The organism is Pseudomonas imperatae, assembly GCF_057128625.1.
Genome location: NZ_JBSKHP010000007.1, coordinates 145,550 through 167,437, shown reverse-complemented (window position 1 = coordinate 167,437; position 21,888 = coordinate 145,550). Strand labels below are relative to the sequence as shown.

The window sequence follows — 21,888 nt, the reverse complement described above, 5'->3', positions numbered from 1 at the left end:
TAGCAGCGGCCGCAGGCCGCGTCCAAACCCGGTCGGCTTTCCGAATGCTCAACGTGCCATCATTCGGCCAGCCGACCGATCAGCCTCGCCACATACCCTTCACCAAAGTTTAATCCCCTTGCCAATCAAGGCCTTGGACCATCGTCCCGGTTTTGGCACGACTCATGCTCTACACTCTCCATCGGAATCAGCGGCACAGACTGCTGAACGAATGAGCCACCAGACGGCTCCATAAAAAAAACAAAGGTCGAGGAGACATAGATGCGCATCATTCACACCCTGTTGGGTGCAGCCATCGCTGCAGCACTGATCAGCAGCCCTGCCATGGGCGAAGAGCTGACCGGCACCCTCAAGAAGATCAAGGATTCGGGCACGATCACCCTGGGCCATCGTGACGCCTCCATCCCGTTCTCCTACATCGCCGATGCATCGGGCAAACCGGTCGGCTACTCCCATGACATCCAGCTGAAAATCGTCGAGGCCATCAAGAAAGACCTCGACATGCCCAACCTGAACGTCAAGTACAACCTGGTCACCTCCCAGACCCGCATCCCGCTGGTGCAGAACGGCACCGTCGACATCGAGTGCGGCTCCACCACCAACAACGCCGAACGCCAGCAGCAAGTGGACTTCTCGGTGGGCATCTTCGAGATCGGCACGCGCCTGTTGGCCAAGAAAGACTCGCCCTACAAGGACTTCCCGGACCTGAAGGGCAAGAACGTGGTGACCACCGCCGGCACCACCTCCGAGCGCCTGCTCAAGGCCATGAACGCCGACAAGCAGATGGGCATGAACGTGATCTCGGCCAAGGACCACGGCGAATCCTTCCAGATGCTGGAATCGGGCCGCGCCGTCGCTTTCATGATGGACGACGCCCTGCTGGCCGGCGAAATGGCCAAGGCCAAGAAGCCCGACGACTGGGCCGTGACCGGCACCGCGCAGTCCCACGAGATCTATGGCTGCATGGTGCGCAAGGGTGACCCGGCGTTCAAGAAGGCCGTGGATGACGCCATCGTCGCCGTGTTCAAGTCCGGCGAGATCAACACCATCTACAACAAGTGGTTCACCCAGCCGATCCCGCCGAAGGGCCTGAACCTTATGTTCCCGGAAAGCGACGAACTGAAGAACCTGATCGCCAACCCGACCGACCAGCCTGCCAAGGACTGATCCGCCCGCACCGTCTAACCTTCAATCATCCACTGGCGCCCTTGCGCCGGTGGATGACTGCAGGTGCCCGTGAATCGCAACTCAAGGGGAGACCCTGATGAATTACAACTGGGACTGGGGCGTGTTCTTCAAGTCCACCGGCATTGGCAACGAGATCTACCTGGACTGGTACATTGCCGGCCTGGGCTGGACCATCGGTATCGCCGTCGCCGCCTGGATCATTGCCTTGCTGCTGGGCTCCGTGCTCGGCGTGATGCGCACCGTGCCCAACCGCTGGGTATCGGCCATCGCCACCACTTACGTGGAAATCTTCCGCAACGTGCCGCTGCTGGTGCAGCTGTTCATCTGGTATTTCGTGATTCCCGACCTGATGCCCCAGGGCTTCCAGGACTGGTTCAAGCAAGACCTCAACCCCACCACCGCCGCCTTCCTCAGCGTGGTGGTGTGCCTGGGCCTGTTCACCGCCGCACGCGTCTGCGAGCAGGTGCGCACCGGTATACAGGCGCTGCCAAAGGGCCAGGAATCGGCCGCCCGGGCCATGGGCTTCAAGCTGCCGCAGATCTACTGGAACGTGCTGCTGCCCCAGGCCTACCGCATCATCATTCCGCCGCTCACCTCGGAATTCCTCAACGTGTTCAAGAACTCCTCGGTGGCCTCGCTGATCGGCCTGATGGAGCTGCTGGCACAGACCAAGCAGACCGCCGAGTTCTCCGCCAACCTGTTCGAGGCCTTCACCCTGGCGACGCTGATCTACTTCACCCTGAACATGAGCCTGATGCTGCTGATGCGCCTGATCGAGAAGAAAGTCGCGGTACCCGGCCTGATCTCCGTGGGGGGCAAGTAAATGGACTTCAGTGGCATCATTCCCGCCCTGCCCGGCCTGTGGAACGGCATGCTCATGACCCTGCAACTGATGGTCATGGGTATCGTCGGCGGCATCGTGCTGGGCACCCTGCTGGCGCTGATGCGCCTGTCGTCGAGCAAGCTGCTGTCGCGGGTGGCGGGCGCCTACGTCAACTACTTCCGCTCCATCCCGCTGCTGCTGGTGATCACCTGGTTCTACCTGGCGGTGCCCTACGTGCTGCGCTGGATCACCGGCCAGGACACGCCCGTGGGCGCGTTCACCTCCTGTGTCGTGGCCTTCATGATGTTCGAGGCGGCGTACTTCTGCGAGATCGTGCGTGCCGGCGTGCAGTCCATTCCCAAGGGCCAGATGGGCGCCGCCCAGGCCATGGGCATGACCTACGGCCAGACCATGCGCCTGATCATCCTGCCCCAGGCGTTCCGCAAGATGACCCCGCTGCTGCTGCAGCAGAGCATCATCCTGTTCCAGGACACCTCGCTGGTGTACACCGTGGGCCTGGTGGACTTCCTCAACGCGGCACGGGCCAATGGCGACATCATCGGCCAGTCCAACGAGTTCCTGATCTTCGCCGGGCTCGTCTACTTCGTCATCAGCTTCTCCGCCTCGCTGCTGGTCAAGCGTCTGCATAAAAGGTTAGCCGTATGATTTCCATCAAGAACGTCAACAAGTGGTACGGGGACTTCCAGGTGCTGACCGACTGCAGCACCGAAGTCAAGAAAGGTGAAGTGGTGGTGGTGTGCGGGCCCTCGGGCTCGGGCAAGTCCACGCTGATCAAGTGCGTCAACGCCCTGGAGCCCTTCCAGAAGGGTGACATCAACGTCGACGGCACCTCCATCGCCGACCCCAAGACCAACCTGCCCAAGCTGCGCTCGCGGGTGGGCATGGTGTTCCAGCATTTCGAGCTGTTCCCGCACCTGACCATCACCGAGAACCTGACCATCGCGCAGATCAAGGTGCTGGGCCGCAGCAAGGAAGAGGCCACGGCCAAGGGCCTGAAGCTGCTGGAGCGCGTCGGCCTGTCGGCCCATGCGCACAAGCACCCCGGCCAGCTGTCCGGCGGCCAGCAGCAGCGCGTGGCCATCGCCCGGGCGCTGGCCATGGACCCGATCGTCATGCTGTTCGACGAACCCACCTCGGCGCTGGACCCGGAAATGGTCAACGAAGTGCTGGACGTGATGGTGCAGCTGGCCCACGAAGGCATGACCATGATGTGCGTGACCCACGAGATGGGCTTTGCGCGCAAGGTGGCCAACCGGGTGATCTTCATGGACAAGGGCCAGATCGTCGAAGACTGCCCCAAGGAAGAGTTCTTCGGTGACGTGAGCGCGCGTTCGGAACGTGCGCAGCAATTCCTCGCCAAGATCCTGCAACACTAAAAGCCCTGCCCGGGTGCCCTCACCGGCACCCGGCGCTGGCAGGCCCCAAGGCACTGTGATGAAATGCGACCCTGATCACTCCCGTGCGACCTCGCCTGCCCTAGCCGTGAAACCCCGTCTGATTCGCCACCTGTTCCTGCCCCCCCTGATCCTGCTGCTGACCGTGGGCCTGGGCTATGCCGGCTATCGTGCCAGCCTGTACAACGGCATCCGCACCCTGGGCGAGAGCGGCGAGCGCCAGCTGGAACTGAACGGCCGGGCGGTGGAAAGCGAGATCAACAAATACACCTTCCTGCCCAGCCTGCTGGAGCTGGAAGGCAGCGTCTCGACGCTGCTGGGCGACCCCGACGGCGAAGGCCACCGCCAGGCGGTCAACGACTACCTGGAAGGCCTCAACCGCCGCAGCCACAGCAGCGCCATCTACGTGCTGGACACCACCGGCCGGGTGCAGGCCACCAGCAACTGGCGCGATGCCAACAGCTACCTGGGCGAGGACCTGTCCTTCCGCGCCTACTTCCAGGACGCCGTGCGCGGCCAGGACGGGCGCTTCTACGGCATCGGCACGACCACCGGCGAGCCCGGCTACTACCTGGCCCATGGCCTCGAAGAGCACGGCAAGATCGTCGGCGTGGCGGTGGTCAAGGTGCGCATGGAAAGCCTCGAGGAGCGCTGGCAGAAGGCGCAGCTGGAGGCCTTCGTCAGCGACGAGAACGGCATCATCATTCTCTCCAGCGACCCGGCGCGGCGGCTGAAATCGGTCCGCCCACTGACCCCGGACATCAAGGAGCGCCTGGCCCGCAGCCTGCAGTACTACTGGTTCTCGCTCACCGAACTGCAACCCCTGGAGCGCGAGACCCTGGCCGAAGGCGTGGAGCGCCTGAGCTTCCCCGGCCCCGCCACCCGCACCGGCAGCCCCCGCCAGGTCAGCTACCTGGCGCAGACCCGCGAGCTGAAAGACACGCCCTGGCACTTTACCCTGCTCACCCCCCTGCAGGACCTGCGCCGCGAGGCCATGGTCCAGGGCGTGCTGGTAGCGGTGGCGTTTGCCTTCCTGGCGTTCCTGCTGATTGCCTGGAACGAACGGCGCAAGGTCATCGCCACCCGCCTGGCGGCGCGCGAGGCGCTGGAAGAGGCGAACAGCCAGCTTGAGCGGCGCATCGCCGCGCGCACCGAGAACCTGCGCGCCAGCAACGAACGGCTGAAAAGCCAGATTCGCGAACGCCGCCAGGCCGAGGAAACCCTGCGCCACGCCCAGGACGAACTGGTGCAGGCCGGCAAACTGGCGGCCATCGGGCAGATGTCCACCAGCATCGCCCACGAGCTGAACCAGCCGCTGGCGGCGCTGCGTACGCTGTCCGGCAACACCGTGCGCTTCCTCGAGCGCGGCGCCCTGGACACGGCCAGCACCAACCTTGCCACCATGAACCAACTGATCGACCGCATGGGCCGCATCACCGCCAGCCTGCGCTCGTTCGCCCGCCGCGGCGAAGACCGTGGCCGCGCCTCGCTGACCCAGGCCGTGGACGCCACCCTGCAGGTGCTGGCCGCGCGCCTCAGCGACCAGGGCGTGCAGGTACACCGGCAGTTCAGCGAGGTACAATTGCCCATGGGCCAGACGCGCCTGGAGCAGATCCTCGGCAACCTGGCCGGCAACGCCCTGGACGCCTTGCAGGGCATCGCCCAGCCGGCGCTGTGGCTGCACGGCGAAACCCTGGACGATGGCCGCTACCGCCTGCGCGTGCGCGACAACGGCCATGGCGTGCCCGCGCAGACGCGCCAGCACCTGTTCGAACCGTTCTTTACCACCAAACCGGGCGAGCAAGGCCTGGGCCTGGGCCTGACGCTTTCCGCCAGCCTGGCGGCCGCCGCCGGTGGCAGCCTGGGCGCCGAGCACCCCGACGACGGCGGCACCGCCTTCGTGCTGACCTTGCCTGCACTCAATGCCCAACCGCCCACTTCACCAGTCGAGCCGTCATGAACACCTCGCTTACCGTTCTGATCGTCGAGGACGATCCCCATGTGCTGCTCGGGTGCCAACAGGCCCTGAGCCTGGAAGACATCCCGTGCCAGGGCGTGGGCAGCGCCGAGGAAGCGCTGGCGTTGATCGGCGACGACTTCGCCGGCATTGTCGTCAGTGACATTCGCCTGCCGGGCATCGACGGCCTGGAGCTGCTGAACCGCCTCAAGGCCCGCGACCCGAGCCTGCCGGTGGTGCTGATCACTGGCCACGGCGACATCAGCATGGCGGTGGGCGCCATGCGCAGCGGCGCCTACGACTTCATGGAAAAGCCCTTCTCCCCCGAGCGCCTGGTGGACGTGGTACGCCGCGCCCTGGAACAGCGCGGCCTGGCCCGCGAGGTCAGCTCGCTGCGCCGCCAGCTGGCCGGGCGCAGCAGCCTCGAGGGGCGCATCATCGGCCGCTCGCCGGCCATGGAGAACCTGCGCGAGCTGATCGCCAACGTCGCCGATACGTCGGCCAACGTGCTGATCGAAGGCGAGACCGGCACCGGCAAGGAACTGGTAGCGCGCTGCCTGCACGACTTCAGCCGCCGCCAGCCGCAGCCCTTCGTGGCACTGAACTGTGGCGGCCTGCCGGAGAATCTGTTCGAAAGCGAGATCTTCGGCCACGAAGCCAACGCCTTCACCGGCGCCGGCAAGCGCCGCATCGGCAAGATCGAGCACGCCAACGGCGGCACGCTGTTCCTCGATGAGGTGGAAAGCATGCCGCTGAACCTGCAGATCAAGCTGTTGCGGGTGTTGCAGGAGCGCACCCTGGAGCGCCTGGGGTCGAATCAGAGCATCGAGGTGGATTGCCGGGTGATCGCCGCCACCAAGGCCGACCTCGACGAACTGAGCCGCAGCAACGGTTTCCGCAGCGACCTCTACTACCGGCTCAACGTGGTGACCCTGGAGCTGCCGCCGCTGCGCGAGCGCCGCGAGGACATCCTGCAGCTGTTCGAGCACTTCCTCGAACAGTCGGCCCTGCGCTTCGACCGCGAGGTGCCCGAACTGGACAGCCAGACCCTGTCGCGCCTGATGAGCCACGACTGGCCCGGCAATGTGCGGGAGCTGCGCAACGTCGCCGAGCGCTACGCGCTGGGCCTGCCGGCGTTCAAGAAAAGCGGCGCCCAGGCCGTGCCGGGGGTGGGCTTCGCCGAGGCCGTGGAGGCCTTCGAGCGCAACCTGCTGAGCGACGCCCTGGCGCGCAACAACGGCAACCTCAGCCAGGCCAGCCAGGACCTGGGCATGGCCAAGACCACCTTGTTCGACAAGGTGAAGAAGTACGGGCTGTCATAAGCTGCACCATCAACCTGCATTGTGGGAGCTGGCTTGCCAGCGAGCTTTTAGGGCCTCAACAGCTCGCTGGCAAGCCAGCTCCCACAAAAACAGCTTCGCCCCCAGGCACCTCAGAACTTGTAGGCCACCGCCGTCTGCACTTCGCCCTGGTTCACCCGCCCGCGCTGGCTGACGATGCTGCTGTCCGCTGCCGAGCCACTCAGGTGCACCCACTCCACGTTGGCCAGCAACGACCAATGGGGCGCCAACGGGAATTGCGCGCCCTGGCTCAGGGTCCAGTTCTGCAGCCCGCCGCTGGCGCGGTAGGCGCCGATGCCGCTGGCCTGGGCCTCGCTGGCATCAACGCCGAAGAAGGTCTGGTTCATGCGCTGGTCGGCGAAATGCGCCACCAGTTCGGTGGCGCCGAACACCCCGCCGCCCAGCGGGTAATCCAGCTCGGTGCCCAGCCGCCCCAGCAGGCCGCCCTGGCCATGGCCACCCCCTTCGGCCCGGCCGGCCTGGGCGTATACGCGCCAGAAGTCCACAGGGCTGTACTGCACGAAGCCGCCCAGCTCGACCATGTCCGGCACGTCCCGCAGGCCACGCAGGCGGTCGTTGCCGTCGCGCCCTTCCACCAGGTTGGCCAGGGGCCCGGCGCTCCAGCCGTTGCCGGTCTTCAGCGCGGCCCAGGTCAGGCCTTCATCGGAGTCGATGCCGATGTTGCCCCAGGTCAGGTCCAGGTACGGCATGGGCTTGGTTTCGTAGCGGCTGCCGGAAGGTTCGCTGGGCTGGTAGGACAGGCCCACGCCGGCATCGCCGGTCAATGGCGTGGCCCAAACAGGGCTGGCCACAGCCAGGGCCAGCAACAACAGAATGCGTGACATGAAAAGCGCTCTCGATAGCTGTAGCCGCTGCCGCCAGGCTGCGCTGGCCCTCGCGTTCACAGGAGATCTGCAGCGAGACTGATGGCCAGCGCAGCCTGGCGGCAGCGGCTACGGGTGTACTCAGTACGCGCATGAACGCGCACGCGAGGCTGCCGGCGCAAGCACTCATGTTCTTTGTAGCAACCTACAAAAATTGTAGCTTCGCGCTTACCAAGCAGCGCCAGAGCCCGCAGAACAAGGGCTCCACCGGGTTGGCACGCTCCCTGCTCTACCGCTGGGCAAGCGCGAACTGCGCTGCTGACCCATAGGTAACTGCAGATGATGCACTGGCATATCGTGTGTGACTTCGACGGGACCATCACCCCGAGCGATGTCATCGACAACATCCTGGATCGCTTCGCCGATCCACGCTGGGAAGCCATCGAAGCGCAATGGCTGGCCGGTGAAATCGGCTCGCGTGAATGCCTGAGCCAACAGCTGGCCCTGGTGAAAGCCCAACCCGCCCAGCTGCTGGAATACTTCGACAGCGTCACCATCGACCCGGCGTTCACCGCCTTCGTCGAGCTGGTGCTGGAGCGCGGCGCCAGCCTGGCGGTGGTCAGCGACGGCCTGGAGCAGGCCATCGCCCGCATCCTGGCGCGCAACGGCGCGCCGCTGCTGCCGATCATCGCCAACCAGCTGCGCCAGGTCGACGCCGACAGCTGGCGCATCGTGTTCCCCCACGCCAGCGATGCCTGCCGTGCCGCTTCCGGCAACTGCAAATGCAAGTCCACGCCCGGCAGCAAACGCATCCTGGTGATCGGCGACGGCAAGTCCGACATGTGCGTGGCCGGCACCGCCGACTTCGTGTTCGCCAAGGGCAGCCTGGCCGACCACTGCGAACGCAATGGCATCGCCCACGCCCGCTTCGATTCGTTCGCCGAGCTGCCAGCCCTGCTGGCCGCCCTGCCGCAAGACACCCGCAACACCGTTCCACACCTCAATTCAGAACAGCAGGAACTCTTCCACCATGTCTAACACCCCGCGTATCACCAGCGAAGAAGACCAGATCCTTCTGGACAAAGAATCGCGCTACTGCTCGTTCGGTGACACCGTTCACTACATCGAGCCACCGCGCATTTTCAGCCGCTGCGAAGGTTCCTACGTCTACGACACCAATGACCAGGCCTACCTCGACCTGCAAATGTGGTACTCGGCGGTCAACTTCGGCTACGCCAACCCGCGCCTGAACAACGCCCTGAAGCAGCAGATCGACACCCTGCCGCAAATCGCCAGCCAGTACCTGCACAAGGGCAAGATCGAGCTGTCGGAAATGATCGCGGTCGATGCCAAGAAGAAATTCGGCATGGACGGTCGCGTGCACTTCAACGTCGGCGGTTCGCAGTCCATCGAAGACTCGCTGAAAGTGGTGCGCAACGCCTCCAACGGCAAGAGCCTGATGTTCGCCTTCGAAGGCGGCTACCACGGCCGTACCCTGGGCGCCTCGTCCATCACCTCCAGCTACCGCTACCGTCGCCGCTACGGCCACTTCGGCGAGCGCGCGCAGTTCATCCCGTTCCCGTACCACTTCCGCGGCCCCAAGGGCATGAGCAAGGAAGAGTACGGCAGCTACTGCGTGAAGCAGTTCGCCCGCCTGTTCGAGACCGAATACAACGGTGTGTGGGACCCGAAAGTCGGCCAGTGCGAATACGCAGCCTTCTACGTCGAGCCGATCCAGGGCACCGGCGGCTACGTGATCCCGCCGATGAACTTCTACAGCGAGCTGAAGCAGGTCCTGGACCAGCACGGCATCCTGATGGTGGTCGACGAAATCCAGATGGGCTTCTACCGCACCGGCAAGCTGTGGTCCATCGAGCACTTCGACGTCAAACCCGACGTGCTGGTGTTCGGCAAGGCACTGACCAACGGCTTGAACCCGCTGGGCGGCATCTGGGCCCGTGAAGAGCTGATCAACCCGGGCATCTTCCCGCCAGGTTCGACCCACTCCACCTTCGCCTCCAACCCGCTGGGCACCGCCGTGGGCCTGGAAATGTTCAAGATGACCAGCGAAGTGGACTACGGCGCCATGGTCATGGCCAAAGGCAAGTACTTCCTGGCCGGCCTGGAAGACCTGAAGAAGCGCTACAAGATCGTCGGCGACGTAGACGGCCTGGGCCTGGCCCTGCGCATGGAAATCTGCGGCGAAGACGGCTTCACCCCGGACAAGGCCAAACTCGACGAAATGGTCGAGGAAGGCATGAAGGGCGACATCGAGATCGACGGCCGCCGCCTGGGCCTGATCCTCGACGTGGGCGGTTACTACAAGAACGTGATCACCCTGGCACCGTCGCTGGAAATCAGCTACCCGGAAATCGACCTGGCCATTGCCCTGCTCGACCGCCTGCTGCACCGGGTCACCCAGAAGTGAGTGCCGCGCAGATCGATATGGGTGTTGGCGACGCCAGCTTCGTGCTCGGCAACGGCCCGGTGGCCGTGCTGCTGATCCACGGGCTGACCGGCACCCCCACCGAGCTGCGCAAGGTTGCCCAGGGGCTGGCCAAGGCGGGGTACACGGTGTACGTGCCCACCCTGGCTGGCCACTGCGGGGACAACGCCGATCTGCAGGCCACCACGTGGCGCGACTGGTACGCCAGCGCGCTGAGCACCTTCGAGGGCATCCGCAAGGTGCACGAGCAGGTGTTCGTCGGTGGGCTGTCGATGGGCGCGGTCCTGTCGATGCACCTGGCCGCCCAGCGGCCAGGTGAAGTGGCAGGGTTGCTGCTGTATTCGACCACCTTGCGCTATGACGGCTGGAACATGCCTTGGGTGGCGCGCATGACCAACATCTTCATGGCCATCCCGTTCGGCGTGCACATCTGCCGCTTCAACGAGAAGTCACCCTACGGGATCAAGAACCCGCGGTTGCGTGCCATCGTCGAGAAGCAGATGAAAGCCGGCGAGAGCGCCAACGCAGGGCTGCTGACCATGTCGGGCATCAGCGTGCGCGAACTGCACCGCCTGGTAGCCGAAGTGAAACGCGGCATGCCTACCATCAAGGCGCCGGCGCTGGTGCTGCATTCCAGCGAAGACGACATCACCAGCCGCTGGAACGCCGACTACATTGAAGCGCACATCGGCGGCCCGGTGACCAAGGTACTGCTCGACGACTGCTATCACATGATCACCGTGGACCTGCAATACCCGAAAGTGATCAGCCTGAGCGCAGAGTTCATCCAGCTTCACGCCCCGGGCCTTGCCCAGGCATCCTGATAGCCGCATGCTCTACCCCTGTAGCCGCTGCCGCAGGCTGCGCTGGCCCTTGCGTACACTGAAGATCTCGAGCGTACGCAAGGGCCCGCGCAGCCTGCGGCAGCTGCTACGAGGATTTGCGACCTGGCCATAAGCGAGTATCGATGACGCCCCCTGCCCCGAAACCGTCCGCCTTTCGACTGTCGCGCTGGAACCTGCAACGCAAGTTGATCCTGGCGTTCTGGCTGGTCAGCGTGGTGCCGACGATGATCGCCTCCGAACTGGCCGCCACCACCCTGGCCGAGATTTTTGACAGCAACGTGCGCGTCTGGCTGCAGGAATCGACCAAGATCGTCGAGGACGAAATCAGCGAGATCCTGCGCGACAACGCCCGCGTCGCCCAACTGTTCCTGCGCTACGCCCGGGCCGAGGCACCCACCGAGAAACGCGCGCAGCACCAGGACAAACTGATCGGTGACATCGCCGATGCCATGGGCATCGACGTGGTGGCGCTGATCCGCAGCCGTGACCACAAGGTGGTGTTCTCCACCGCCGCCGCCGACGTGGTGGAACAGATCAGCCTGGCGCCCGATGCCGTGCTGCAGACCATCCACAACGGCAGCGCACGCATCGGCACCGTGGTCTCCACCTTCCCCACCCAGCAGAACGGCGAAGACTACCAGCTGCTGGTCGCCACCTTCCTCGACGCCAGCTTCCTGACCAGCGTCGCCGACGTGCACACCCTCGACCTGCGCCTGTACCTGTCCAGCGACCAGGGCTACGCCGAGGTGTTTTCCAGCCAGCGCTTCGAAAACCACCCGCCCCTGTTGCCACAACGCATCGAGCAGGTGCTGCGCGACACCAAGAGCCCCACCGAACAGTTCACCAGCCAGTACAGCGGCCTGTACCGGCCCCTGCTCAATGACAAGGGCAACCTGCAGGGCGTGGTGTTCAGCGGCCTGCTGCGCCACAGCAACCTGCTGGGGCTGGTGAACCAGAGCAACCTGTTCGTGCTGATTTTCCTGCTCAGCTCGGCGCTGTCCCTGGGTGTCGGCACCCTGGTGACGCGGCGGTTCACCCGGCCGATGCGCGCCCTGTCCGAAGGCGTGCGCGCGGTGACCGCCGGCGACTACAGCCAGCAGGTGGAAGTGCTGGGCAACGACGAGCTGGCCGAGCTGGGCGTGACCTTCAACCACATGACCAAGGGCTTGCAGGCCCTGCAGCACCTGGAGGCGCAGATGCGCCGCCGCGACCGCCTGCACACCATGGGCGAAGTGGCCATGGGCCTGGCCCACGAAATTCGCAACCCGCTGGGCATCATCAAGACCGCCACCCAGCTGCTGCACCGCCGCGCAGCCCTGCCCGAGGCGGACATGCGCCACCTGGAATACGTGATCTCGGAAGTCACCCGCATCAACGAACTGATTACCGAGTTCCTCGATTTCGCCAAGCCCAGCCCGCCAATCCGCACGGTGATGTCGGCGCGTGCGCTGCTGGAAGACATACTCGGCTTCTGCGCGCCGGAGCTTGCCACCCACGACATTCACGCGCTGATCGAAGACCAGGCCCCCGGCGCTACGCTGTACGCCGACAGCCGCCAGCTCAAGCAGGCCTGCCTGAACCTGGTGCTCAACGCCATCGACGCCATGCCCGACGGCGGCCACCTGGTGCTGGGCATCGGCACCGACGGCGCCAACACGCGCCTGAGCGTGGAAGACGACGGCCAGGGCATCTCCAGCGACCTGATGGAGCGCATCTTCAACCCGTTCGTCACCACCAAGGCCTCGGGCACCGGCCTTGGGCTTGCAAAAGTGTTCTCGATCATGGAAAACCATGACGGTCGCGTGGAGTGCATCAGCACCCCGGGCCAAGGCGCCACGTTCAACCTGTACATCCCGGCCCGCGAAGGAGAGCCTGCTTGAGCCATAACGTCCTGGTAGTCGACGATGAGCCTAAACTCTGCGACCTGCTGGTCTCGGCGCTCAGCCAGGACCAGGTGCAGGTGTTCACCGCCGGCAACGGCCTGCTGGCGCTGGAGGTGATGGAGCAGGAAAGCATCGACCTGGTCATCAGCGACTGGCGCATGCCCGGCATGGACGGCCCGCAGCTGCTGGCCGAGATCAAGCAGCGCTTTCCCCAGGTGCCGGTCATTGTCATGACTGCCTACTCCACGGTGAAGAACGCCGTGAAGTCCATGCGCGACGGGGCCTTCGACTACATCGCCAAGCCGTTCGACATCGACGAGCTGGACATCACCGTGCACAAGGCGCTGCAGTTCCGCGACATCCTGCGCGACAACGCGCGCATGCGCGCCGAGCTCGACAACCATCACCAGTTCGACAACCTGGTGGGCGAAAGCCCGGCCTTCCGCCGGGTGTTGCAGGCCATCGATTCGGTGCGCGAGAGCAGCGCCACCATCCTGCTGACCGGCGAGAGCGGCACCGGCAAGGAAATGGTCGCGCGCGCCATCCACCAGCACGGCAACCGCGCCGACCAGCCGTTCGTGGCGGTGAACTGCGCGGCCATTCCCGAGGGGCTGCTGGAAAGCGAGATGTTCGGCCACCGCAAGGGCGCGTTCACCGGTGCGGTCAGCGACCGCATCGGCCGTTTCCAGCAGGCCGACAAGGGCACGCTGTTCCTCGACGAGGTGGGCGACATGCCCCTGGCGCTGCAGGCCAAGATCCTGCGCGCGCTGCAGGAGCGGCTGATCGAGCCGGTGGGCGACAGCCGCGAGCGCAAGGTGGACGTGCGCGTGATCGCCGCCACCCACAAGAACCTGGTGGAAGCCGTGGCGCGCAAGGAGTTTCGCGAAGACCTGTATTACCGCCTCAACGTTTTCCCCATCCCCCTGCCCGCCCTGCGCGAGCGCAGCGAGGACATCCCCGGCCTGGCCCACCACTTCGCCGGCCTATTGGGCGCCGAGGCGGGCAAGCGCATCACCGGCTTCAGCCCGCAGGCCATGCAGTCGATGCTCAACTACCCGTGGCCGGGCAACATCCGCGAGCTGCAGAACTGCGTGGAACGCGCAACCATCGTCGCCCAGGGCGCGCTGATCGAACAGCAGGACCTGCCCGCGTACCTGTTCGAGGCCGCTGCCGGGCAGGCCGACGAGGCCGTGCCCAGCGGCGTGCCCAATGACCTGGACGGCAAACTGGCCGAGGTGGAAAAGGCCTGGATCCTGGCCGCCCTGCAGCAGACCAACGGCGTGCAGGCCGCAGCGGCGCAGTTGATGGGCATTACCGAGCGCAGCCTGTGGTACCGGCTGAAGAAGCTGGCGATTCAAGTCAGCAAGTTCGCCCGGTAGGGCTTGATAAAAGCGTGTGGGAGCTGGCTTGCCAGCGAGCTTTTGGCGGCCTGGACAGCTCGCTGGCAAGCCAGCTCCCACCCGGGTTTCTACAACCCCGCCACCGGCGCGTCGTGCAGTTTCTGTGCATCCAGGTAGGGCAACACCGCCGCCAGCAACGGCGCCTTGAACGCTTCCTGGAACCGGTGCGCCAACCCCGGAATCAGCTTCAGCTCGCTGCCACGGATATGCGCCGCCAGGTGCACGCCGTGCATCACCGGCAGCAACGGGTCGGCCGTGCCATGCACCACCAGGGTCGGCACCCGCAGGCTGTCCAGCAGCGTCACCCGGCTGGGCTCGGCGAGTATCGCCAAAATCTGCCGCTTCACGCCCTCGGGGTTGAACGCGCGGTCGTAGGACACCGCCGCCTGGTGCAGCAGCACCTGGCGGTCGTCCACCACGTCCGGGCTGCCCAGCGCCGCCAGCAGGTCGGCCTGCTGCTCGATGGCCACCTCGCGGTTCGGCGCGCCACGCCGGGCCAGCAGTTGCAGCAGCGCCGGGCTGGGCATGGGCAGGCCGGGGTCACCGGAGCTGCTCATGATCAGCGTCAGGCTCTCGACCCGCTGCGGCGCCATGGCCGCCATGTGCTGGGCGATCATGCCACCCATGCTCGCGCCCAGCAGGTGAAAGCGGCCCACGTGCAGCGCGTCCATCAGGCCCAGGCCGTCGTTGGCCATGTCGGTCAGGCTGTAGGGCGCCGACACCGGCAGGCCGAGCTTGTAGCGCAGCACCTCGAAGGTCAGGTTGACGCTGTCGGGGGCCTGGGCCCAGCTGGACAGGCCGACGTCGCGGTTGTCATAGCGAATCACCCGGAAGCCCTGCTCGCACAGCGCCACCACCACCTCGTCGGGCCAGTGGATCAGTTGCCCACCCAGGCCCATCACCAACAGCAACGCCGGGTCGGAGTCGCGACCGATGCTCTGGTAGGCCAGGTTGACGTCCTTGAGCAGTGCGTGACGCACCGGGACGTTTACATCACAGCTAGACGCCGCGAAAGAAGAAAGGCTGCACAACAGCGCCGCCAGAAACAAAATTGCCCGCATGAAAAACACCACAAACGCAGATCCCCAGTAGAGCGCGAGTGTGATGAACTTCGTGCGGGCGCGCTGCCACAGTTCAGTGACAGTTTGATGAACCTCGCTGAATGGTCGCTCAGCTGGTGATGTGGCAGGCATGCCCGGCGGGGCGCAGGTCGGGCAGCAGGGCGCCCAGGTCGGCCAGCCAGCGCGCACCTGACAGCCACAGGTTTTCGCCGAAGCGCCGGCGGGCGGGCTGCAATTGTGCCTGCACCGCTTCCAGCTCGCAGCACCACAGGTCGGCGCCATCGATGGCCACCGCCAGGGACAGCACCTTGTAGCTGGGCACCCGGTCCAGCACCGCGGTCAGCTGCTCGGGGGCGCTGGCCAGGTCCACGTGCAGGCCGTCCACCGGCAGGTGCGCGGCCAGGCCAAGGTTGTCCTGCAGCGCGCCGCCGTAGGTGGCCAGCAGCTTCTTCAGCGGCGAGTACTGGAGAATGTGATAGGCGCGCTCGAAGGCGCTCTTCCAGGCCTGGGGCAGCGCCTGGGTGAGGATCGGCTCATCGATCTGCACCCATTCCACGCCCAGGCGCGCCAGGCGCACCAGGATCTCGCCGTACACCGGCAGCACCACTTCCAGGCGGCTCAGCGCGCGCACGTCGCTGCCGTTGGCCTGGTCCAGCCACAGGTAGCTCAGCGGCCCCATCAGCACCGGCCGTGGCATCTCGCCGCGCGCCCGGGCCTGTTCGACCTCGTCCAGCAGGCGTTGGGTGTAGAACGACAGGTCGTGTGGGGTGGCGTTGGCCATGGTGCGGTACTCCGTATTCGATGGGCGCATTATCGACATCCGGCACAACATGAGACAAACTCAATCTATTCGTGTTGATCACAAGAAATTTTCATAGAGGCGCTCATGCTGGAAATCCGACACCTGAAAACCCTGCACGCCTTGCGCGAGGCCGACAGCCTGGTGGAAGCGGCCGAGCGCCTGCACCTGACGCAATCGGCGCTGTCGCACCAGTTCAAGGAGCTGGAAGAGCGCCTGGGCCTGCCACTGTTCATGCGCAAGACCAAGCCCATCCGCTTCACCAGCGCCGGCCTGCGCCTGCTGCAATTGGCCGACGCCACCCTGCCGCTGCTGCGTGGCGCCGAGCGCGATATCGCGCGGCTGGCCGGCGGCACCGCCGGGCGCCTGCACATGGCCATCGAGTGCCACAGCTGCTTCCAGTGGCTGATGCCCACCATCGACCAGTTCCGCGACGCCTGGCCGGAAGTGGAACTGGACCTGGCCTCGGGCTTCGCCTTCGCGCCGCTGCCGGCCCTGGCCCGTGGCGACCTGGACCTGGTGGTGACCAGCGACCCGCTGGAGCTGCCGGGCATCACCTACGTGCCGCTGTTCACCTACGAGGCCATGCTGGCGGTGGCCAACCAGCACGCGCTGGCCAGCAAGCCGTACATCGTGCCCGATGACCTGGCCAGCGAGACCCTGATCACCTACCCGGTGGAGCGCGACCGCCTGGACATCTTCACCCGCTTCCTGGAGCCGGCCGACGTCGAGCCTGCCCAGGTGCGCACCTCGGAGCTGACGGTGATGATGATGCAGCTGGTGGCCAGCGGCCGCGGCGTGTGCGGCATGCCGCACTGGGCGCTGCATGAATACAGCTCGCGCGGCTACGTGAAGGGCAAGCGCCTGGGCGAGAAAGGCCTGTTCGCCACGCTGTACGCGGCGGTGCGCGCCGACATGCTCGACGCGCCGTACATGCGCGACTTCCTGCTGACGGCCAAGGACACCTCGTTCTCGACCCTGGATGGGGTCAGCGCGGTGCGCTAGCGGCGTACAGGGGCAGAATGTGGTCGCGGGTGAGCGGCGCCAGTTCCAGCTGGGCATGGCTGTCGCCATCCACCCAGACCGCCTCTTCGATCTCGGCGGCAATGGTCACCGGCCCCGCCACGTCGACGCGAAACAGCTCGCAGCGCACCTCGAAGCCCGGCTCGTTGGCCGCCGGTGCGCTGAAGGCGCCCAGGTACTGCGCCTGGGCGGGGTCGATGCGCACGCCCAGTTCCTCGTCCAGTTCGCGGGCCAGGGCATGCACCGGCTGCTCGCCGGGCTCGATCTTGCCGCCAGGCTGCATGAACGCCAGGGTGTTGCGCTTGCGCACCAGCAGGGTCTTGCCGTCGGGGCCGATCAGCAGGGCGGCGGCGATGTGGATGGTACGGTTCATGGCGGCTCCCGGGAAAAATCGCGAAGTATACGCGGCTCGTCTCGGGACTCAATCACGGCGACTACCGGCCGCCCGCGCGGCCTTTCGCGGGTAAACCCGGCTCCTACATTTTATTGCAACGTGCCATGGCCTGTTGGAAAGGTGTCGGCGGTGGTTGCAACTTGCAGCCAGCGAGGGCATCAATACTGAATGAACCTGCCTGCCTCCGACGACCCGGCGCTCGACGGTTTCCACCCCGCCGTGCGTGCCTGGTTCCAGCACACCTTCCCGGCCGTGACCCCGGCCCAGGCGCGCGCCTGGCCATTGATCAAGGCCGGCGAATCGCTGCTGGTGGCCGCGCCCACCGGTTCGGGCAAGACCCTGACGGCGTTCCTGGCGGTGATCGACGACCTGGTGCAGCTGGGCGACGCCTTGCCCGAGCAGACCCTGGTGGTTTACGTGTCGCCGCTCAAGGCGCTGTCCAACGACATCCAGATCAACCTGCAACACCCCCTGGCCGGCATCGGCGAGCAACTGCAGGCCATGGGGCTGCCACCGGTGCCGATCCGCACGGCGGTGCGCACTGGCGACACCCCGCAGAAAGAGCGCGCGGCCATGCGCAAGCAGGCGCCGCACATCCTGGTCAGCACTCCGGAATCGTTGTATGTGCTGCTGGGCTCGGCCTCGGGGCGCAAGATGCTCGGCAACGTCGGCACGGTGATCGTCGACGAGATCCACGCCGTGGCCGCCAGCAAGCGCGGCAGCCACCTGGCGCTGAGCCTGGAGCGCTTGCAGGCGCTGTGCCCGGCGCCGCTGCGGCGCATCGGCCTGTCGGCCACCCAGCAACCCATCGAACGCGTGGCACGATTCCTGGTGGGGCACGAACGGCCGTGCGCCATCGTCGACATCGGCCATGCGCGGCCGCGCGACCTGGCCATCGAGGTGCCGCCAGTGCCGCTGGGCGCGGTGATGGCCAACGACGTATGGCTGCTGGTCTACGACCGCCTCGCCGAGCTGAGCCGCCAGCACCGCACCACGCTGATTTTCGTCAACACCCGGCGCCTGGCCGAACGCCTGGCGCGGCATTTGAGCGACCGCCTGGGCCGCGACGCGGTGGCCGCCCACCACGGCAGCCTGGCCAAGGAACAACGGCTGGACGCCGAACAGCGGCTCAAGCGCGGCGAGTTGCGGGTGCTGGTGGCCACCGCCTCGCTGGAGCTGGGCCTGGACATCGGCGACGTCGAGCTGGTGTGCCAGATCGCCTCGCCGCGCTCGATCTCGGCGTTCCTGCAAAGAGTAGGACGCTCGGGCCACCAGGTGGGCGGCACGCCCAAGGGCCGGCTGTTCGCCACCTCGCTGGACGACCTGATCGAATGCGCGGCGCTGCTCGACTGCGTGCGCCGCGGCGAGCTGGATGTGCTGCACGTGCCCAGGGCGCCGCTGGACGTGCTGGCCCAGCAGATCATCGCCGAGGTCAGTTGCCAGGAATGGCACGAAGACGCGCTGCTGGCACTGATGCAGCGGGCCATGCCCTATGCGCAGCTGGACCCGGCCCATTATCAGGCGCTGCTGCGCATGCTCGCCGAGGGCTACAGCGGCCGCCAGGGCGTGCGCGCCGCCTACCTGCACCGCGACGCGGTCAGCGGCACCCTGCGTGGCCGCCGCGGCGCGCAGCTGACCGCGGTCACCAGCGGCGGCACCATCCCCGACAACGCCGACTACAGCGTGGTCCTGGAACCCCAGGGCCTGAACGTGGGCAGCGTCAATGAAGACTTCGCGGTGGAAAGCATCGCCGGCGACATTTTCCAGCTCGGCAACACCTCGTACCGCATCCTGCGCATCGAGACCGGCCGGGTGCGCGTGGAAGACGCCCAGGGCCAGCCGCCGAACATTCCATTCTGGCTGGGCGAGGCGCCGGGGCGCAGCGACGAACTTTCGCTGGCGGTGGCGCGCCTGCAAGGGCACATCGACGCCCGCCTGGGCGCCCTCGACGGCCAGTTGCCGGCGCTGGTCCAGCAGTTGCAGGCCGAGCTGGGCCTGGGCGCCGACAGCGCCGAACAACTGGTGGATTACCTGGCCCGCACGCGCAACGCCCTGGGCGCCCTGCCCTCGCGCGACACGCTGATCATGGAGCGTTTCTTCGACGAGTCCGGCGGCACCCAGCTGATCATCCACACGCCGTTCGGCAGCCGCATCAACCGCGCCTGGGGCCTGGCGCTGCGCAAGCGCTTCTGCCGCACCTTCAACTTCGAGCTGCAGGCGGCCGCCAGCGAGGACGCCATCGTGCTGTCGCTGTCCACCAGCCACAGCTTCGCCCTGGACGAGGTGTGGCGCTACCTCAACAGCAACAGCGCCGAACACCTGCTGATCCAGGCCGTGCTCGACGCGCCGCTGTTCGGCGTGCGCTGGCGCTGGACCACCGGCGTGGCCCTGGCGCTGCCGCGCTACACCGGCGGGCGCAAGGTGGCGCCGCAGGTGCAGCGCATGAAAAGCGAAGACCTGATTGCCACAGTATTTCCCGACCAGATCGCCTGCCTGGAAAACATCGTCGGCGAGCGCGAGATTCCCGACCACCCGCTGGTGGAACAGACCCTCGACGACTGCCTGCACGAGGCCATGGACAGCGAAGGCTGGCTGGCCCTGCTGCGGCGCATGGAACAGGGCCAGGTGCGGCTGATCAGCCACGACCTGCCGGCACCCTCGCCGCTGGCCGCGGCGATTCTGAATGCCCGACCCTATGCGTTTCTCGACGACGCGCCGCTGGAGGAGCGCCGCACCCAGGCGGTGCTCAGCCGCCGCTGGCACGAACCCCAGGCCGCCGACGACCTGGGGGCGCTGGACGCCGAGGCGATCACCGCCGTGGCCGCCGAAGCCTGGCCTGCGCCCCACAGCCTTGACGAGATGCACGAAGCGCTGATGCAACTGGCCGCCATCAACAGCCACGAAACCGCCGGCCAGCCCGAGTGGCAAGGCTGGCTGCAGGCCCTGGCGGCGGGCGGCCGCGCAACGCTGATGGACGCCGGCAACGGCCAGCTGCTGTGGCTGGCGGTGGAGCGCCTGCCGCTGCTGCAGGCGCTGTACCCCGCCGCACACTGCACGCCGGCCTTGCAGCCGCTGCCCGGCTTCGACGAGCCCTGGGCCAACGACGCTGCCTGCCAGGAACTGCTGCGCGCGCGCCTGAGCGGTTTCGCGCCGCTGCGCCTGGGGGAAATCGCCGGGCCGCTGAACCTGCCGCTGCCCCAGGTGGAGCAGGCGCTGGCGCGGCTCGAAGGCCAGGGCTACCTGCTGCGCGGCCAGTTCCGCCCCGGGCTGCGCGACAGCCAGTGGTGCGAGCGCCACCTGCTGGCGCGCATCCATCGCTACACGGTCAAGCGCCTGCGCCGGGAGATCGAGCCGGTCAGCCTGCAGGACTTCATGCGCTTCCTGCTCGACTGGCAGCACCTGGGCAGCAGCACCCGCCTGCAAGGCCAGGCGGCCCTGGGCCAGGTGCTCGACCTGCTGGAGGGTTACAGCGCGCCGGCCGGCGCCTGGGAAAGCGACCTGCTGCCCTGCCGCCTCAAGGGCTACAGCGGCCAATGGCTGGACGATGCCTGCCGCACCGGCAAGACCCTGTGGACGCGCCTGGCCGCCAGCGGCAAGGCGCTGACCGCGACCTTGCGCAGCACGCCCATCGTGTTGCTGCCGCGGGCGCGGGCCAACCTGTGGCGCGGCCTGTCGCCGGCAGTGGGCGTGGATGAACTGTCACCGCGGGCGCGCAAGGTGCACGAGGTGCTGGGGCAACACGGCGCACTGTTCTTCGACGAACTGGGCAGCGACGCGCACCTGCTGCGCAGCGAGCTGGAAACCGCCCTGCAGGAGCTGGTGTCGGCGGGCATGGTGAACGCCGACAGCTTCGCCGGCCTGCGCGCGCTGATCACCCCCGCCAGCAAACGCCAGGCCCGCAGCCCCCGGCGCGGGCGCGGCGCGTTCATCGGCGGCATGGACGACGCCGGACGTTGGGCGCTGCTGCGGCCAGTGGGCAACGACGAGCGTGACCCGCTGGAAGAGGTGGCCATGACCTTGCTGCGCCGCTATGGCGTGGTGTTCTGGCGGTTGCTGGAGCGCGAGGCCGACTGGCTGCCCAGCTGGCGCGAGCTGCTGCGCACCTACCATCGGCTGGAGGCGCGCGGCGAGATACGCGGCGGGCGTTTTGTCAGCGGCCTGGCGGGTGAGCAGTTCGCCCTGCCCGAGGCCATTCCGGTGCTGCGCGAGGTACGCAGGCGGCCGCTGGACGACAGCCTGGTGGCCATCAGCGCCAGCGACCCGCTGAACCTGGCCGGCACCTTGCTGCCCGGCGCCAAGGTGCCGGCCATCAGCGGCAACCGCCTGGTGCTGCGCGACGGCTTGCCGGTGGCGGCGATCGTCGCCGGCAAGCCGCAATATTGGGAACCCGAAACCCCAGCGCTGCGCGCCGCGTTGCTGCACAGTGTGGGAGCTGGCTTGCCAGCGAGCTGTTGAGGCCCGGAAAATCTCGCTGGCAAGCCAGCTCCCAC

16 protein-coding genes and 1 pseudogene are annotated in these 21,888 nt (G+C 66.6%); 13 read left to right on the top strand and 4 right to left on the bottom strand.

Annotation, left to right across the window (positions count from 1 at the left end):
* The first annotated feature begins 261 nt into the window (after positions 1 to 261).
* The 6 genes from ACWKWX_RS11250 (at position 262) to aauR (ending at position 6,705) form a co-directional block, all read left to right on the top strand.
* Positions 262 to 1,167 (top strand): glutamate/aspartate ABC transporter substrate-binding protein, encoded by a 906-nt coding sequence (locus ACWKWX_RS11250; protein ID WP_416426248.1) that lies wholly within the window; start codon positions 262 to 264, stop codon positions 1,165 to 1,167.
* A 97-nt stretch (positions 1,168 to 1,264) separates the two neighbouring features.
* Entirely contained in the window at positions 1,265 to 2,011 is a 747-nt protein-coding gene (locus tag ACWKWX_RS11245) for an amino acid ABC transporter permease (RefSeq protein WP_416426249.1), read from the top strand.
* Positions 2,012 to 2,677, top strand: coding sequence for an amino acid ABC transporter permease (locus tag ACWKWX_RS11240; protein ID WP_416426250.1), 666 nt, complete (start codon positions 2,012 to 2,014; stop codon positions 2,675 to 2,677). It abuts the gene before it with no gap.
* Entirely contained in the window at positions 2,674 to 3,408 is a 735-nt protein-coding gene (locus ACWKWX_RS11235; protein WP_416426251.1) for an amino acid ABC transporter ATP-binding protein, read from the top strand. The genes ACWKWX_RS11240 and ACWKWX_RS11235 overlap by 4 nt, the downstream gene beginning before the upstream one ends.
* A gap of 58 nt (positions 3,409 to 3,466) precedes the next feature.
* The gene (gene aauS / locus ACWKWX_RS11230) at positions 3,467 to 5,386 is read left to right on the top strand and encodes a two-component sensor histidine kinase AauS (protein WP_483827775.1); all 1,920 of its coding nucleotides are present in this window, start codon (positions 3,467 to 3,469) and stop codon (positions 5,384 to 5,386) included.
* Entirely contained in the window at positions 5,383 to 6,705 is a 1,323-nt protein-coding gene (gene aauR, locus ACWKWX_RS11225; protein ID WP_416426253.1) for a two-component response regulator AauR, read from the top strand. The genes aauS and aauR overlap by 4 nt, the downstream gene beginning before the upstream one ends.
* Positions 6,706 to 6,815: 110 nt before the next feature.
* Here the strand turns inward: aauR and ACWKWX_RS11220 are convergent, their stop codons facing one another.
* Entirely contained in the window at positions 6,816 to 7,568 is a 753-nt protein-coding gene (locus ACWKWX_RS11220; RefSeq protein ID WP_476299062.1) for a MipA/OmpV family protein, read from the bottom strand.
* A gap of 318 nt (positions 7,569 to 7,886) precedes the next feature.
* On the opposite strand from ACWKWX_RS11220, the gene ACWKWX_RS11215 reads away from it, so the two are divergent.
* The 5 genes from ACWKWX_RS11215 (at position 7,887) to ACWKWX_RS11195 (ending at position 14,100) form a co-directional block, all read left to right on the top strand.
* On the top strand, positions 7,887 to 8,585 hold the full coding sequence (locus tag ACWKWX_RS11215) for an MtnX-like HAD-IB family phosphatase (protein WP_416426255.1): 699 nt from the start codon (positions 7,887 to 7,889) through the stop codon (positions 8,583 to 8,585).
* Complete coding sequence (locus tag ACWKWX_RS11210; protein WP_027978733.1) at positions 8,578 to 9,975, top strand: aspartate aminotransferase family protein; 1,398 nt, start codon at positions 8,578 to 8,580, stop codon at positions 9,973 to 9,975. Before ACWKWX_RS11215 ends, ACWKWX_RS11210 begins: the two co-directional genes overlap by 8 nt.
* A gap of 17 nt (positions 9,976 to 9,992) precedes the next feature.
* On the top strand, positions 9,993 to 10,817 hold the full coding sequence (locus tag ACWKWX_RS11205; protein ID WP_416427446.1) for an alpha/beta hydrolase: 825 nt from the start codon (positions 9,993 to 9,995) through the stop codon (positions 10,815 to 10,817).
* Positions 10,818 to 10,960: 143 nt separating this feature from the next.
* The gene (locus ACWKWX_RS11200; protein ID WP_473004118.1) at positions 10,961 to 12,718 is read left to right on the top strand and encodes a sensor histidine kinase; all 1,758 of its coding nucleotides are present in this window, start codon (positions 10,961 to 10,963) and stop codon (positions 12,716 to 12,718) included.
* Entirely contained in the window at positions 12,715 to 14,100 is a 1,386-nt protein-coding gene (locus tag ACWKWX_RS11195; protein WP_416426259.1) for a sigma-54-dependent transcriptional regulator, read from the top strand. Before ACWKWX_RS11200 ends, ACWKWX_RS11195 begins: the two co-directional genes overlap by 4 nt.
* Before the next feature lie 89 nt (positions 14,101 to 14,189).
* Here ACWKWX_RS11195 and ACWKWX_RS11190 read toward each other — a convergent pair whose 3' ends face one another.
* Both ACWKWX_RS11190 and ACWKWX_RS11185 read right to left on the bottom strand, forming a co-directional pair.
* Positions 14,190 to 15,182, bottom strand: coding sequence for an alpha/beta fold hydrolase (locus ACWKWX_RS11190; RefSeq protein WP_416426260.1), 993 nt, complete (start codon positions 15,180 to 15,182; stop codon positions 14,190 to 14,192).
* Positions 15,183 to 15,366: 184 nt separating this feature from the next.
* Positions 15,367 to 15,948: pseudogene (locus ACWKWX_RS11185) on the bottom strand (uroporphyrinogen decarboxylase/cobalamine-independent methonine synthase family protein); the annotation flags it as partial.
* Between the two features lie 120 nt (positions 15,949 to 16,068).
* Here ACWKWX_RS11185 and metR point away from each other — a divergent pair.
* Complete coding sequence (gene metR, locus ACWKWX_RS11180; protein ID WP_416426261.1) at positions 16,069 to 16,986, top strand: transcriptional regulator MetR; 918 nt, start codon at positions 16,069 to 16,071, stop codon at positions 16,984 to 16,986.
* On the opposite strand, the gene ACWKWX_RS11175 is transcribed toward metR, so the two are convergent.
* On the bottom strand, positions 16,970 to 17,377 hold the full coding sequence (locus ACWKWX_RS11175; RefSeq protein WP_483827774.1) for an NUDIX hydrolase: 408 nt from the start codon (positions 17,375 to 17,377) through the stop codon (positions 16,970 to 16,972). The two genes, metR and ACWKWX_RS11175, sit on opposite strands and share 17 nt — an antisense overlap.
* 189 nt (positions 17,378 to 17,566) lie before the next feature.
* Here ACWKWX_RS11175 and ACWKWX_RS11170 point away from each other — a divergent pair, with 189 nt between their 5' ends.
* The gene (locus ACWKWX_RS11170) at positions 17,567 to 21,853 is read left to right on the top strand and encodes a DEAD/DEAH box helicase (RefSeq protein WP_483827773.1); all 4,287 of its coding nucleotides are present in this window, start codon (positions 17,567 to 17,569) and stop codon (positions 21,851 to 21,853) included.
* Positions 21,854 to 21,888 lie beyond the last annotated feature (35 nt).

What these genes read in the sequence shown, in the direction of transcription:
- aauS (WP_483827775.1), top strand. Translation starts at nt 3,467, where the DNA reads ATGAAATGCGACCCTGATCACTCCCGTGCGACCTCGCCTGCCCTAGCC.
- ACWKWX_RS11245 (WP_416426249.1), top strand. Translation starts at nt 1,265, where the DNA reads ATGAATTACAACTGGGACTGGGGCGTGTTCTTCAAGTCCACCGGCATT.
- ACWKWX_RS11210 (WP_027978733.1), top strand. Translation starts at nt 8,578, where the DNA reads ATGTCTAACACCCCGCGTATCACCAGCGAAGAAGACCAGATCCTTCTG.
- ACWKWX_RS11215 (WP_416426255.1), top strand. Translation starts at nt 7,887, where the DNA reads ATGATGCACTGGCATATCGTGTGTGACTTCGACGGGACCATCACCCCG.
- ACWKWX_RS11170 (WP_483827773.1), top strand. Translation starts at nt 17,567, where the DNA reads ATGAACCTGCCTGCCTCCGACGACCCGGCGCTCGACGGTTTCCACCCC.
- ACWKWX_RS11205 (WP_416427446.1), top strand. Translation starts at nt 9,993, where the DNA reads ATGGGTGTTGGCGACGCCAGCTTCGTGCTCGGCAACGGCCCGGTGGCC.
- ACWKWX_RS11235 (WP_416426251.1), top strand. Translation starts at nt 2,674, where the DNA reads ATGATTTCCATCAAGAACGTCAACAAGTGGTACGGGGACTTCCAGGTG.
- ACWKWX_RS11175 (WP_483827774.1), bottom strand. Translation starts at nt 17,377, where the DNA reads ATGAACCGTACCATCCACATCGCCGCCGCCCTGCTGATCGGCCCCGAC.
- metR (WP_416426261.1), top strand. Translation starts at nt 16,069, where the DNA reads ATGCTGGAAATCCGACACCTGAAAACCCTGCACGCCTTGCGCGAGGCC.
- aauR (WP_416426253.1), top strand. Translation starts at nt 5,383, where the DNA reads ATGAACACCTCGCTTACCGTTCTGATCGTCGAGGACGATCCCCATGTG.
- ACWKWX_RS11190 (WP_416426260.1), bottom strand. Translation starts at nt 15,182, where the DNA reads ATGCGGGCAATTTTGTTTCTGGCGGCGCTGTTGTGCAGCCTTTCTTCT.
- ACWKWX_RS11200 (WP_473004118.1), top strand. Translation starts at nt 10,961, where the DNA reads ATGACGCCCCCTGCCCCGAAACCGTCCGCCTTTCGACTGTCGCGCTGG.
- ACWKWX_RS11240 (WP_416426250.1), top strand. Translation starts at nt 2,012, where the DNA reads ATGGACTTCAGTGGCATCATTCCCGCCCTGCCCGGCCTGTGGAACGGC.
- ACWKWX_RS11220 (WP_476299062.1), bottom strand. Translation starts at nt 7,568, where the DNA reads ATGTCACGCATTCTGTTGTTGCTGGCCCTGGCTGTGGCCAGCCCTGTT.
- ACWKWX_RS11250 (WP_416426248.1), top strand. Translation starts at nt 262, where the DNA reads ATGCGCATCATTCACACCCTGTTGGGTGCAGCCATCGCTGCAGCACTG.